This window comes from Burkholderia lata (assembly GCF_000012945.1).
GTDB classification, from domain to species: Bacteria; Pseudomonadota; Gammaproteobacteria; order Burkholderiales; family Burkholderiaceae; genus Burkholderia; species Burkholderia lata.
The window spans coordinates 3,001,821-3,014,641 of record NC_007511.1 but is presented as its reverse complement, the minus strand read 5'-3'; the positions used below and the strand labels follow the sequence as shown (position 1 = coordinate 3,014,641).

Below are 12,821 nucleotides of genomic sequence, written 5' to 3'. Positions count from 1 at the left end.
CTCGAAAAAGCGCTGCGCAGGGCGCGAACTTCCTCGATGTGGCCACGTTGCATCGCGCGCGATGCAACGTGTTCAGTGGATGACTTTTTGACCGCCCGTTTCCTGCTTTGCCTGCCTCCGTCCCTGCATGCTTCAACGCTTGCAACCGCTCTCCACCCGACGCACGCGCAGTGCCCCCGCGCACCGACTCCGCAGCACACAGTTCATCAAGCAAGTCGTGCGCCATCGCTGCTCGACCCTTGAGCTTGCGGGCGTCGAACGGCGCGGCACAGGATCGGCCCGCAGAATCCGAGCCAAATGTTTCAGTGCTGAAACACGCACTCGATCGACCGGATGACACATCGTTTTCAGACCCTCTGGCGGGCCTCAGCGGCGGCTCTCGTGAAATCGTCGCGCGATTCGAGCGGTGGCCGGCGGAACGGATGGGCGTTGAACCGGAAACACGGCACCTCGGTCGTCATTGCGCATGCGTTCCAATCGCGACGATTGCAGCGTTGCATCCTTGCGACGCGCAGCGATTAACTGGTTTTCCCTGAATCGTACGAACATGTTTTTCGCGTTTGTCCGATTTAATTCGTGACACCGCCGCGTTGCATGCCTGAAACGTTTTATCGACACATTTTTGAGCTGTGTCGACGCGTCAATTTTGTCCCCTTGGCGCTATGCCCATTTGCGACGGATGGTACGGTTCTAGCTTGAAAGTCAAACCATCTCCTCCCGGATTTATTTGTCTGGTTTCAATTGCGCAGCAGAATTTAACGACATGGCGCCCCGATTCCGGATGGTGATTCGACGTGCTCGTTTCGCTAACGAGATGAACTTATTTTGCATATCAAAGGATGAAAATCATGCCTTCGCATCGCAATCAATCTTTTCGAAACGGGTTGAGCGCCGCCGGGTCAATCGCGGCATTGATCACGACGCTCGTCTTCGCCGTCGGCGTTCAGGATGTGGGTGCGCAGCAGACGAGTAATTCTTCTGCCTCGAAGATCAAGCCGCCGCCGCTGCCGAACGGCTCGGCGCACGTCAATGTGAAAGCCGGCATGTCCGACGAGGATTGGGAAAAGGCGTACAAGGAAACGGGCCGCCCGAAGTTCAGCAAGAAGTCTGTCAGTAAATCCAACGGCAATGTGGAACGCGACTAGGGAGAAACGGCCATGAAAAAGATCTTGATCGTCATCGCCCTGCTTGCGGGGCTCGCGCAAATGACATTGCCGGGCACCGCGCACGCGCAGGCCACCACCGCCCATACGCTCATCCTGTACGACAATCCGGCCAACGATCCGTTTTCGAAGCTGGGACTGATGTACAGCATCATGCTGAGGAACCTGCTGGGCCACTTCAATACGACGGTCGATATGGTTCCGATCCAGAACTACACGGCCGGCATGGTCGGGAGCCACGACGCGACGTTCTATATCGGCGACTACTACAACAACCCGATTCCGACGGCGTTCATGAGCGACGTGATGACCACCACGAAGACGGTGGTCTGGTTCAAGTACAACCTGTGGCAACTGGCATGGAACACGGCCTACACGTTCAACCAGACCTTCGGGTTCAGCTTCCTGGGCCTCGCCGGGATGAACGCGACGCCTTCGGCGAGCAATCCGAATCCCGGTTTCTACGACACCGTCACGTACAAGAACCTGTCGATGGTCAAGTACTACGCGTATAACGCGTCGACCGGCGTCATCAGCGCCGATCCGGATGTCGGCCTGACCCAGATCAATACCACCAAGGCGCAAGCGCTCGTCACCATCAAGAACAGCCAGAGCGGGGCAACCACGCCCTACATCGTGCGCTCGGGCAACTTCTGGTACTTCGCGGACATGCCGTTTTCCTATATCGGACCGACGGATCGCTACCTGGTGATTTGCGACATCCTGCACGACATCCTGCAGACCAATGCACCGGTGAATCATCGTGCGCTCGTCCGCCTGGAGGACCTCGACGCGTACACGACCACGAGTTCGATGCAGCTGCTGACGAACTACATGTACTCGAAGAAAATCCCGTTCACGATGGCCACCATCCCGTTGTATACGGACCCGAACGGCTATTACAACGGCGGCGTGCCGGAGACGATCCACCTGGCGCAGGCAACGGGCCTCAAGAAAGCGCTGAATTACGCGCTCTTGCGCGGCGGCTCGATCGTGATGCACGGCTATACGCACCAGTACGATTCGACGCCGAACCTGCTGAATGCCGTCAGCGGCAGCGACTACGAGTTCTGGTATGCGGTGCAGAACCGGCCGGTCGATGAGGACTCCATCCCATGGGCGGAAGGCAGAATGGCCGATGGCCTGCTCGAGTTCACGACCAACGGCTACAAGATCGTCGGCTTTGCCGCGCCGCAGTACCAGATGTCGCCGGCCGCATCGGCAGCCACGGCGCTCACGTTCCCGACCACGTTCCAGCGGGCCGTGTATTACACCGCGACCAATCCGCAACTCGGAACGGGGGCGGCCAACCAGGACTTTTCCGCCGGGCAGTTTTTCCCGTACATCATCAATTCCGATTACTACGGGCAGCGGATCGTTCCGGAGAACCTGGGCAGCGTGCAGTACAACATCTGCAATATCGACCCGTTCTCGTGCATCACGTACACGTGGCAGCAAATCGTGACCAATGCGCAGTATGGCCTGGCGGTGCGGGACGGTTTCGCGTCCTTCTTCTTCCATCCGTACTGGCTTGAACCGGATCTCGGATTGCCGGCGTACCAGGACTTCCAGAGCATGATTACCGGCATTACGAATCTCGGCTACAAGTGGGTGGACGGCACGACGGCCAAGTGACGCCGACGTAGCGACAACCTCGTGCGACCCGCATTGGCAACGCGGGTCGCACGTTTGCGTTTGATCGGCTACGATGACGCGCAGGCATGCTTCCGGGGAACCAGCGATGACCACGTACGCGATCCCGGCCTGGCGCAGGATTCGACAGCGTATGGGCCGGTTCCGGCTTGCAGCGCGACCGGGCTCGCCCGCCGTCGCGCCGCGTTCGCCTCGCGCGGCGACGCTCGCGGCGATCGGTGCATCGCTCGTCGTGGCCGCCTGCAGCTGGACCGCGCACGACGTGCACGCGGACGGCATCGTCTGGCAGCTGGACAACGCGACGACCAATCCGGTCGGCAGCTGGCAGATACTCGGCATACACGATCTGCTGATTCAGTGGACCGTCGTCGACGATACGGCGTTCATCGCCAACACCCGCATCCAGCCTGCCGCGCATCTTCCCGACTGGGAACGTATCGGCCGTGAGCCGTGGGCCCGCAACGTGATCCTGGGGCTGGCCGGCTACCAGGACGAAAAACGGGCGCGCACCCATCTGTCGACGCTTGCCGACCAGTCGCTGGAAGTGGCGCACGCAACGGTCCCGCTGCATGTCACCGGCTACTACTTCCCGGTCGAGATCGATCCGACCTGGCAGGACGCGCCCAAGCTCGCCGCGATCCTGCAACGGCTGCCGCGCCCGCTCTGGGTGAGCGTGTACGACCAGACCAATATCGGCGGAAAGGCGCTCGCGGAGTGGCTCGCCGCGTGGCTGCCCGCGGACGTCGGCGTGTTCTTCCAGGACGGCTGCGGCGTCTATGCCCGCGAGCCGTATGTCGCGCGCAGCTACCTCGACGAGCTGGTCGCACGGTTGGGCAAGCAACGCGTGCGGGTCATCGCCGAGGCGTTCCGGCCCGCCGAGCGGGGCGGGTTCCGTTCAGCGAGCGCCGACGAGTTGAGCAAGCAGCTGGTGGCGTATCGCGGCTATCCCGTCTATCTGTTCGACGGTCCGCACTATGTGTCGGACGACCTCACGCACGCGCTTTCGACGTGGAAACCCAAGCCGCCGCCGGCCACGCCCTCCGGGACGCCGCACTGATTCGGTTCGATTCCGGCAAGCGGTGCAGGGTAAGCGCACAAGCGCATGGCGAAACAATCGTCGAGATTGGCTTTCCGCCGGCAACACACGCCCGCAACCCGGTGTCGTCGCGCCGCTGGACGGGGCGTTTCGCTGCTCCCGCCTGAGCCCCATGTGATGACCAAACCGCAAGACCTAGTGCATAGATATCGTTTGCCGCGGCCTTAATGACTATCGACAATCGTGGCTCGATTTCACCGCCGTGGCGCCAGAAGCGCCGCGGTGGCCGGTATCTGGCGGCTATCCCGGCCGTCCGCGCCATCCAGCTTACGACGACATGTACGCGTTCACTCCCTCATTCCAGAATCCCGCCGGCTCGCCGATCCGCGAGCTGTTCAAGTACCTGTCCGAACCGGGCATGATTTCCTTCGCCGGCGGCTATCCGGCCAGCGACCTGTTCGACGTCGACGGCCTGAACGCAGCCGCCGAGCGTGCGTACGCGCAGCCCGTGCGCTGCCTGCAATACGGCCCGACCGACGGCCTCGCCGAACTGAAGCAGCAACTGATCGCGCTGATGGGGCGCCGCGGCGTCGCGTGCACGCCGGCCGAACTGCTCGTCACGACCGGTTCGCAGCAGGGCCTCGACCTGCTGCTGCGCGTGATGGTGTCGCCCGGCGACGTCGTGCTGACCGAGCAACCGGCTTACCCGGCGACGCTGCAGGCAATGCGTCTGCAGCAGGCGCGCATCGTGACGATTCCGGTCGACGGCGCGGGCCTCGACGTCGATCGTCTCGGCGAACAGCTCGCGTCCGGTGCGATTGCGCAGCCGAAGCTGCTCTACACGGTGCCGACCTTCGCAAATCCGACGGGCGCGACGCTCACGCGCGAGCGCCGGCTGAAGCTGCTGCGTCTCGCGGTGCAATACCGCTTCCTGATCATCGAGGACGATCCGTACGGCGACCTGCGTTTCGCGGGCGAAGCCGTGCCGTCGATGCTCGCACTCGCCGATGAAGTGGACGGTGCGCGCGACTGGATCGTGCATTTCGCGAGCCTGTCGAAGATCGTCGCGCCTGGGCTGCGCGTGGGCTGGACGATCGCGCCGGCCGAGATCGCGCGGCGCTGCGTGATCGCGAAGCAGACGGTCGATCTGTGCAGCACGCCGTGGACCCAGGCGGTGGCCGCCGAGTATCTGGCCGACGGTGCGCTCGAACGCCATCTGCCGCGCATCACGGCCGCCTACCAGCGCAAATGCGAGGCGATGTGCGACGCGTTGCGCGACGGCCTGGGCGATGCGATCGAATTCCATCGTCCCGAAGGCGGGATGTTCGTGTGGGCGCGGATCGGCGCGGTGTCGTCGGACGTGCTGCTGCAACAGGCGATCGCGAACAAGATCGTGTTCGTGCCGGGCAAGGCATTCTTCGCGGACAACGTCGACGCGGCCTCGCTGCGCCTGTCGTTCGCCGCGCCGGACGTCGACGCGATCCGGGAAGGCGTGGCGCGCCTCGTGCGCGCGTATGGCGCGGCGCTGGCCGCGTGAGGAGACCACAACGTGAATATCACCGTCAATGAAGTCGTATCGATGAGCGCGGCGCCGGGCGCGGGCGATAACCGGCCGGTTGCACACCGGTCGTCGCAGATCAGCGCGGGGCCGCAGTATGTGGCCGACGTGCTCGGCCGCTTCGGCACGGAGCCGGCAGCCGACCTCGGCGAAGCCGCATCGGTCGTACTCGGCTACAACTGAGCTGCACGGCGACGGCGGGCGTGCCGCACGCGTGCCGTCGCCGCTGCAAACGGTTAAGCTGGCGCGATCGCAACCTGCACGATCGCTGCTTCGACATGCCCGACTCCACTTCCGAATCGCTCGCGCAAACGTACGAGCGCTTGTGGTCCTGCCTTGAATCCGGCGTGAGCGCGCAGCGCTCGCCGTTCACGATGCTGCAGGCCGCGACGCTCGGCATCGACGGCGCGCCGAAGGTGCGCACGATCGTGTTGCGTCAGGTGAGCCGCGTCGATCGCGTGCTGTCGTTTCATACCGATGCGCGTTCGGAGAAGGTCGCCGAGCTGCGCCGCGATCCGCGTATCGCGCTCGTCGCCAACGATCTCGATGCGCTCGTGCAGATTCGTGTGGAAGGTGTGGCATCGATCTGCAACGACGAAGCGCAACGCCGCGCGATCTGGCAATCGAGCCGTCCGCATACGCTGCTGATGTATCGCGCACCGTTGCCGCCGGGCACACCGGTCGAGTCGCCGGAAGCCGCGCATGTCGACAGCGCCGCATCAACCGATGACGGCTACGGCAACTTCTGCCTGCTTCACGTGACCGTGACGCGCATCGACTGGCTCGAACTGGCGCGCGCCGGCCATCGCCGCGCGGCATTCGACTTGCATGAAGGCGGCTACGAGGGCCGCTGGATCGCGCCCTGAGTGCGCTCGGGGGCCGTCCGTCAGGACGTGATCTTTCACGAGCCGCGTTCGACGAGATTGGCCAATGCCGCGGCGAGGTACTGCTCGGCGTCATCGATCGACGGGACCATCGCGGGCGCCGTGACTTCTCCCCAGAACGGCAGGCGCCACTGCGGATCGGAGCGATGCCCCAGGACGACGGCCCGATAAAGACCATCAGGCCGTCGGGCAATCAGCGTGACCAGATGGTGATCGGCGCGATGCGTTTCGGCAACGGACATCTCGCCGGGCATCAGCACGCCCGTCCAGATGCCACCGTACTTTTCTTCCCATCCCATCGGACCACCTCCTCACGCCATGACGCCCGGCGCCTAGGCGTTGTTTTCCGCGCCGCGACTGCTGGCTGAATCGGGGCGCTGCCCGTCCGACACCACCTGCGCGGCCATCCACTCGCGCATCACGACGATTGCATCGTCGTCGCGCCGCTCGGCCGGATACACGAGATAGAACCCCACCGATAGCGGAAACGCGAAATCGAACGGCTTGCACAGCCTGCCCGCGGCGATGTCGCGCTCGACGAGCGGATCGGTCGCAAGCGCGATGCCCTGGCCGGCGACGGCCGCATCGATCGCGAGCGACGTCTGGTTGAAGCGCAGCCCCTTGTGCGGATCGAGGTCGACGGGCTCGGGCATCGCGGCGAGAAACTCGGGCCACAGGTCGTGCGCGTCGTGCAGCAGCACGTGGCCCGCGAGCGCGCGCGGCGAGGCGGGCGCGGCCAGTAGCGCCGGGCTGCACACCGCACACACGTCGAGCGGGAACAGCGCATGCGTGGCGAGATGCTTGCCGAACGGTGGCTTGCCGTAGCGGATCGCGAGATCGACGCCGTCGTGGCGGAACGTCGCGATCTGCGGGTCGGCGATCACGCGCACGTCGTAGTCGGGATGCGCATCGGTGAACTGCGCGAGCCGCGGGATCAGCCATTTCGACGCGAACGACGGCGTCGTGCTGATGGTCAGCGCGGCGCGCCGCTTCACTAGCTTGTCGGTCGCGTCGGCGATCGCGTGCAGTGCGCGCTGCACGTCGGAGAAGTAGGCGGCGCCGTCGTGCGTCAGCGCGAGGCCGCGCGGCAGGCGTTCGAACAGTTTCAGGCCGAGCACGTCCTCCAGGTGGCGCACCTGCTGCGCGACGGCGCCCTGCGTGACGCCGATCTCGTCGGCGGCGGCGCGGAAATTGAGGTGCCGTGCGGACACTTCGAACGCGCGAAGCGCGTTCAGCGGCGGCAGGCGGGAGGGGCGAGGCGGCATCTTCAGGCTGTAGAAAAACTATCGGCTGGAGGCAGAAATACTGGTTCGACAGTCGTGATTGATGCGCCTACATTACCACCATGGCGCGCCGAACGGCGGCTGCGCGGTGGCGGGATTCGAACGAGGAGCATATCGTGACTGTAGAAAAAGTAGCGTTGATCACGGCGGCAGGCAAGGGCATGGGCGCGGCGATCGCGCGCGAACTGGCGGCGACGGGCTATCGCGTCGCGCTGATGTCGCCGTCGGGCAGCGCGGTGGCGCTCGGCGAGGAGCTGGGCGGGTTCGGCATCCAGGGCTCGGTGACGGAAGAGGCCGACATTGACCGGCTCGTGCAGGAAACGGTCGCGCGCTACGGTCGCATCGATGCGGTCGTGAACAACACCGGGCATCCGCCGAAGGGCGATCTGCTGGCGATCACCGACGACAACTGGCACGCGGGGCTCGACCTGATCCTGCTGAACGTGGTGCGCGTGATGCGCCGTGTGACGCCGATTTTCCAGAAGCAGGGCGGCGGCGCGGTGGTCAACATCTCGAGCTTCGCGGCGGACGCGCCCGAGCAGCCGATGCCCGTTTCGTCGGCATTGCGCGCCGCGCTGAGCGCGTGGACGCGTCTTTACGCGGAACGCTACGCGGCCGAGAACATCCGGATGAACGCGGTGCTGCCGGGCTTCATCGACAGCTGGCCGGAAACGCCGGAGATCGTCGCACGCATTCCGGCAGGCCGCTTCGGCAAGACCGGCGAGATCGCGAAGACGGTCGCATTCCTGCTGTCGGACGGCGCGGGCTACATCACCGGGCAGAACATTCGCGTCGACGGCGCGATCGTCAAGGCGCTCTGAGCGTTGCACCGGCGAGCGGCCGCAGGGGCCGGGCCGCTCGCCGCGCAACCGCTACAAACGCGTACAAATCAGACAAATCCGGGATACATCAGACCTTTCAAATGGGCGACGCCGCGTGACGAGGGCGCGCCGGATTGAAAGCCTGGGCGCGTTTCCCGCGCGCGGCATGTTCACTTTCCACTTCACGAAAGGAGATGCCGAACGATGTCTTCCACACCGTTTTCCCCAATGCGTCGCCACCTGCTGGCCACCTCCGTGGCCGCCGGGGTCTCGGCGATGCTGCCCACCGCGCTGCATGCGGCGACCGGCGCCAGCGGCATACGCCCGTTCACCGCGCACATTCCCGATGAAGCTGTGGCCGACCTGCGCCGTCGCATTGCCGCGACGCGCTGGCCGGGCCGCGAGACCGTCGCCGACGAATCGCAAGGCGTGCGGCTCGCGCGCATGCAGGCGCTGCTGCGTTACTGGGGCAGCGACTACGACTGGCGTAAGGGCGAGGCGCGCCTGAACGGTTTCCCGATGTTCATCACGGAAATCGACGGGCTCGACATTCATTTCATCCACGTGCGTTCGCGCCACGAGAACGCGATGCCGATGATCATGACGCACGGCTGGCCGGGCTCGATCTTCGAATTGCTGAAGGCGATCGGCCCGCTGACCGATCCGACCGCGCATGGCGCGAGCGCGGACGATGCGTTCCACGTCGTCGTGCCGTCGTTGCCGGGCTTCGGCTTCTCGGGCCGGCCGACGCAGACCGGCTGGGGTTCCGACCACATCGCGCGCGCATGGGGCGAGCTGATGGCGCGGCTCGACTATACGCGCTTCGTGTCGCAGGGCGGCGACTGCGGCTCGGTGATCTCGCACCGGATGGCGATGCAGCGCGTGCAGGGCCTGGCCGGGATTCACGTGAACATGCCGGCGACGGTGCCGCCGGATATCGCGACGCTGCTCGCGACCGATGCGCCCGCACCGGCTTCGCTGTCGCCGAAGGAGAAGGCCGCGTACGAGAAGCTTGCGACGTTCTATCGCGACAACTGCGGCTACTCGGCGATGATGGTCACGCGCCCGCAGACGGTCGGCTATGCGCTGGCCGATTCGCCGTCCGGGCAGGCTGCGTGGATGTACGACAAGATCTCGCAATGGACATACAGCGGTGGCGTGCCCGAACGCTCGATTCCGCGCGACGAGATTCTCGACGACATTTCGCTGTACTGGCTGACGAACACCGCGACGTCCGCCGCGCAGATCTACTGGGAGGATCACTCGAACAACTTCAACGCAGTGGATATCTCGCTGCCGGCCGCGATCACGGTGTTTCCGGGCGAGATCTATCAGGCGCCGCGCAGCTGGGCCGAGCGCAGTTATCACAACCTGATCTACTTCAACGAAGTCGACAAGGGCGGGCATTTCGCGGCATGGGAGGAGCCGGAACTGTTCGCTCGTGAAGTGCGTGCCGGGTTCCGGCCGTTGCGGCGCGTGTAAGCGAAGGGAGTGTGACGAACGCGGGCCGGGGGCATGCGGCCTGCGTTCGTTCCTGCCGTCCGCTTCGACGAGATCGTGAAGCCGGTCACATAGCGTCAATCCACTGCGTGCCCACGCCCTTCCTCAAGCAATCGCCGGTAGGGCGACAGCGCCGCGAACAGCAACCACGCGGCCAATGCCGCCGCGATCGTGCAGACGATGCCGATCGAATGGCCGGTCATCTTCGGGTTGCCGAATACGCGGTCCGTGACGAGCGCAATCAGCGTCGGTCCGAGTCCGAAGCCGATCAACTGGGCAAAGAACGAGTAGAGCGCCCCGACGATGCCGCGCATCCGGCTGGGTGCGACGTTCTGCAGTGTCGCGGCCATGCAGCCGGTCGGCAGGCTGAAGAAGAACACGGTGCCGGCCGCTGCCGCCAGCGCGCCCTGCGTGCCGGGTGCGAACGGAATGCTGGCGCAGCAGATCATCATGGGAATCATCGAGATCGCGGCGGTACGCAGCGGCGCATCCTCGTAGCCCCGATTTTCGAGCCGGCGGGAAATCCATGGCCCGGTCAGCACGCCCGCGATGCCGAAGCCGACGACCAGCAAGCCGAAGCGGAATCCGACCTGTGCCGCGGGCATCCCGTGCGCGCGAATCAGGTAAGCGGGCATCCACGCCGGCATGCCGAGCACGACGATCGCCAGCATGCCGACACCCAGCAGGATGCGCGCGTAGAACCTGCGTCGCTCCCAAAGAAACGCGAACGATTCGCGGGTCGAGTACTGACGCTCGTCCGTGCTGCCGCCGGCGACCTTGCCGCGCACCGGCTCCCGCACCGTCAGCCACACCAGCAACGCGAACAGGATGCCCGGCAACCCGATCAGCACGAACGCAAGCTGCCAGGTCTCGAATCCGGCGAGCATCGGGATATGCTGGTGGACGTCGCGCGCGAACGAGATCACGAGGCCGCCGGCGACGAGCGAGAGCCCCCCGCCGAGCAACGGGCCGAGGACGAAGACACTCATCGCGCGTGGCATCTGCTTGGCCGAAAAGCAGTCGGCGATCATCGACAGTGCAACCGGGAACACGCAGGCTTCGCTGGCGCCGACGCCGAAGCGCGCGAGGAACAAGCCTTCGAATGTCGTGGCCTTGCCGCACAAGGCCGTGAACATGCACCACAGACAGATGCCGATCAGCAGGATGTTGCGACGGTTGGTGATGTCGACGAGACGGCCGAACAGCGGCGACGCGATCAAGTACGCGGAAATGAACGCAATGCCCTGAACGAGACTGAGCTGGGTGTCGGAGATCGCCAGCGAATGGCGGATCGGGTCGACGAGCAGGTTGAGGAGCTGGCGATCGATGTATGCAAGCGAATACGCGAGCATCAGAACGATCAGGATGTACCACGAGCGCAGGCTGTCATGCCCAGGACGAACCGCGGTTCGGACCGCTGGCGAGTCGCTCGGGCCGCCGGCAGGCGGGACTTCATTCACGGCATGCTTCATATCTCCTCCGTTGTCATCATTCAGTTGTTTTAACTATTGTTTGGCGAACCCGGAAGACGCGGCACGGGAGACGGTAGGTTCATGCCGTCATTCGACGCAGCGTCAAACCGGTAAAGCGCGGCTTCGTCGAGCCGGTGGTCATGCGCTCGCGTTGCCGGACGATGCACCGCGCACCGCCGTCATGCGGATGGCCTGCATCGCCGGCGGACACGCGCGATGTGCGGTTGCCGGGGCCGAAGCCCAGCGCGGGCGCGACGGTCCGGGTCGTCACGCACGCGTCGTCGTCAGATGAACACCGCCTGCGCGCGATACGCGTCGATGCGTGCTTCAGGCAGCCAGTCCCGCAGTGCGACGACTGCGTTTTCGGTACTCAACGCCGCAGGCGCCTCGGGGCGCGCGGCCGGCGTGCGCGAAAAACGCGGGCCGGGCGCCGGGTGCGTCACGCCGTCCAGGTCGACGAACATGCCGCGTGCCTGAGCGTGCGGGTGGCTCGGTGCTTCGTCGAAGTCGAGTACCGGTGCGACGCACACGTCGAGGTGGCCGAGCCGTTGCGTCCATTCGTCGCGCGTGCGTTCCCTGAATTTCTCGGCCAGCACCTGCTTGGCCTGCGGCCACTGCGTGCGATCCATCTGCGCCTGCAGCAGCGGGTGGTCCTGCAGGTCGAGTTGTTCGAGCAGCAGCCGATAGAACTTGCTTTCGATGGGGCCGACGCTCACGTACTTGCCGTCCGCGCAGGCGTAGACCTCGTAGCAGTGCGCGCCGGTGTCGACCAGGTTGGTGCCGCGTGCGTTGTCGAGCATGCCGGCCGCATGCAGGCCCATCATCACCGTCATGATCGACGCGACACCGTCCACCATCGCGGCGTCTACCACCTGGCCCTGGCCGGAGCCGCGCGCTTCGAGGATGCCCGCGAGCAGCCCGAACGCGAGATACAGTGAGCCGCCCGCATAGTCGCCGAGCACGTTGAGCGGTGGCGTTGGCGCTTGCCCCGCGCGGCCCATCGCGTGCAGTGCGCCGGTGATTGAGATGTAGTTCAGGTCGTGCCCGGCCACCTGCGACAGCGGGCCGTCCTGCCCCCAGCCGGTCACGCGGCCGTAGACGAGGCGCGGGTTGCGCGCGAGGCACGGTTCGGGCCCGAGGCCGAGGCGCTCCATCACGCCGGGGCGAAACCCTTCGATCAGCGCGTCGGCGTTGGCGATCAGGTCGAGCACCATGTCGACGGCGGCCGGATCCTTCAGGTCGACGCGAATCGACTTGCGGTTGCGCAGCCCGAGATCGAACTGCACCGGGCGCGGTGCGCCGATGCCGGACGGCTCCTTGCGATCGACGCGGATCACGGTGGCACCGAGGTCGGCGAGGAACATCGCGGCCAGCGGCCCGGGGCCGATGCCCGCGATCTCGACGATCTTGATGCCGGCCAACGGGCCGGAACGGGAGGGGGCTGCGGGCAT

13 protein-coding genes are annotated in these 12,821 nt (G+C 65.3%); 8 read left to right on the top strand and 5 right to left on the bottom strand.

The genetic code is table 11. From position 1 onward, the window contains the following. Nucleotides 1-848 precede the first annotated feature (848 nt). The 6 genes from BCEP18194_RS36025 to BCEP18194_RS36000 all read left to right on the top strand — a co-directional run bounded on the left by BCEP18194_RS36025 (nt 849) and on the right by BCEP18194_RS36000 (nt 6,276). The gene (locus BCEP18194_RS36025; protein ID WP_041493659.1) at nt 849-1,145 is read left to right on the top strand and encodes a hypothetical protein; all 297 of its coding nucleotides are present in this window, start codon (nt 849-851) and stop codon (nt 1,143-1,145) included. A gap of 12 nt (nt 1,146-1,157) precedes the next feature. Further along, the gene (locus tag BCEP18194_RS36020; protein WP_011356247.1) at nt 1,158-2,798 is read left to right on the top strand and encodes a DUF2334 domain-containing protein; all 1,641 of its coding nucleotides are present in this window, start codon (nt 1,158-1,160) and stop codon (nt 2,796-2,798) included. A gap of 106 nt (nt 2,799-2,904) precedes the next feature. Next, the gene (locus BCEP18194_RS36015; protein ID WP_011356246.1) at nt 2,905-3,873 is read left to right on the top strand and encodes a hypothetical protein; all 969 of its coding nucleotides are present in this window, start codon (nt 2,905-2,907) and stop codon (nt 3,871-3,873) included. Nucleotides 3,874-4,189: 316 nt separating this feature from the next. Further along, nucleotides 4,190-5,389 (top strand): PLP-dependent aminotransferase family protein, encoded by a 1,200-nt coding sequence (locus BCEP18194_RS36010; protein WP_041493387.1) that lies wholly within the window; start codon nt 4,190-4,192, stop codon nt 5,387-5,389. Nucleotides 5,390-5,401: 12 nt separating this feature from the next. Next, nucleotides 5,402-5,593 carry a hypothetical protein gene (locus BCEP18194_RS36005; RefSeq protein ID WP_011356244.1) on the top strand — a complete coding sequence of 64 codons (192 nt, stop codon included), beginning with the start codon at nt 5,402-5,404 and terminating at the stop codon, nt 5,591-5,593. A gap of 95 nt (nt 5,594-5,688) precedes the next feature. After that, nucleotides 5,689-6,276: a pyridoxamine 5'-phosphate oxidase family protein gene (locus BCEP18194_RS36000; protein ID WP_011356243.1), complete on the top strand. Its 588-nt coding sequence runs from the start codon at nt 5,689-5,691 to the stop codon at nt 6,274-6,276. Between the two features lie 35 nt (nt 6,277-6,311). On the opposite strand, the gene BCEP18194_RS35995 is transcribed toward BCEP18194_RS36000, so the two are convergent. Together BCEP18194_RS35995 and gcvA are read right to left on the bottom strand one after the other, a co-directional pair. Beyond that, complete coding sequence (locus BCEP18194_RS35995) at nt 6,312-6,593, bottom strand: hypothetical protein (protein WP_011356242.1); 282 nt, start codon at nt 6,591-6,593, stop codon at nt 6,312-6,314. 33 nt (nt 6,594-6,626) lie between these two features. Further along, nucleotides 6,627-7,559, bottom strand: coding sequence for a transcriptional regulator GcvA (gene gcvA / locus BCEP18194_RS35990; protein ID WP_011356241.1), 933 nt, complete (start codon nt 7,557-7,559; stop codon nt 6,627-6,629). 134 nt (nt 7,560-7,693) lie between these two features. Here gcvA and BCEP18194_RS35985 point away from each other — a divergent pair, with 134 nt between their 5' ends. Beyond that, nucleotides 7,694-8,398: an SDR family oxidoreductase gene (locus BCEP18194_RS35985; protein ID WP_034188601.1), complete on the top strand. Its 705-nt coding sequence runs from the start codon at nt 7,694-7,696 to the stop codon at nt 8,396-8,398. A 204-nt stretch (nt 8,399-8,602) separates the two neighbouring features. Next, nucleotides 8,603-9,880, top strand: a complete 1,278-nt coding sequence (locus BCEP18194_RS35980) for an epoxide hydrolase family protein (RefSeq protein WP_011356239.1) — start codon at nt 8,603-8,605, stop codon at nt 9,878-9,880. A 95-nt stretch (nt 9,881-9,975) separates the two neighbouring features. Here the strand turns inward: BCEP18194_RS35980 and BCEP18194_RS35975 are convergent, their stop codons facing one another. The 3 genes from BCEP18194_RS35975 to BCEP18194_RS35965 form a co-directional block, all read right to left on the bottom strand. Beyond that, nucleotides 9,976-11,370, bottom strand: a complete 1,395-nt coding sequence (locus BCEP18194_RS35975; protein WP_011356238.1) for a spinster family MFS transporter — start codon at nt 11,368-11,370, stop codon at nt 9,976-9,978. Nucleotides 11,371-11,449: 79 nt separating this feature from the next. Further along, nucleotides 11,450-11,641, bottom strand: a complete 192-nt coding sequence (locus tag BCEP18194_RS35970) for a hypothetical protein (RefSeq protein WP_041493386.1) — start codon at nt 11,639-11,641, stop codon at nt 11,450-11,452. 13 nt (nt 11,642-11,654) lie between these two features. Beyond that, nucleotides 11,655-12,821, bottom strand: a complete 1,167-nt coding sequence (locus BCEP18194_RS35965; RefSeq protein WP_011356236.1) for a CaiB/BaiF CoA transferase family protein — start codon at nt 12,819-12,821, stop codon at nt 11,655-11,657.

Bases quoted from the DNA above. Each gene is read 5' to 3' on its own strand.
- gcvA (WP_011356241.1), bottom strand. From the start codon at position 7,559: ATGCCGCCTCGCCCCTCCCGCCTGCCGCCGCTGAACGCGCTTCGCGCG.
- BCEP18194_RS36000 (WP_011356243.1), top strand. From the start codon at position 5,689: ATGCCCGACTCCACTTCCGAATCGCTCGCGCAAACGTACGAGCGCTTG.
- BCEP18194_RS35980 (WP_011356239.1), top strand. From the start codon at position 8,603: ATGTCTTCCACACCGTTTTCCCCAATGCGTCGCCACCTGCTGGCCACC.
- BCEP18194_RS36010 (WP_041493387.1), top strand. From the start codon at position 4,190: ATGTACGCGTTCACTCCCTCATTCCAGAATCCCGCCGGCTCGCCGATC.
- BCEP18194_RS36020 (WP_011356247.1), top strand. From the start codon at position 1,158: ATGAAAAAGATCTTGATCGTCATCGCCCTGCTTGCGGGGCTCGCGCAA.
- BCEP18194_RS35965 (WP_011356236.1), bottom strand. From the start codon at position 12,821: ATGCCCGCAGCCCCCTCCCGTTCCGGCCCGTTGGCCGGCATCAAGATC.
- BCEP18194_RS36015 (WP_011356246.1), top strand. From the start codon at position 2,905: ATGACCACGTACGCGATCCCGGCCTGGCGCAGGATTCGACAGCGTATG.
- BCEP18194_RS36025 (WP_041493659.1), top strand. From the start codon at position 849: ATGCCTTCGCATCGCAATCAATCTTTTCGAAACGGGTTGAGCGCCGCC.
- BCEP18194_RS35975 (WP_011356238.1), bottom strand. From the start codon at position 11,370: ATGAAGCATGCCGTGAATGAAGTCCCGCCTGCCGGCGGCCCGAGCGAC.
- BCEP18194_RS35995 (WP_011356242.1), bottom strand. From the start codon at position 6,593: ATGGGATGGGAAGAAAAGTACGGTGGCATCTGGACGGGCGTGCTGATG.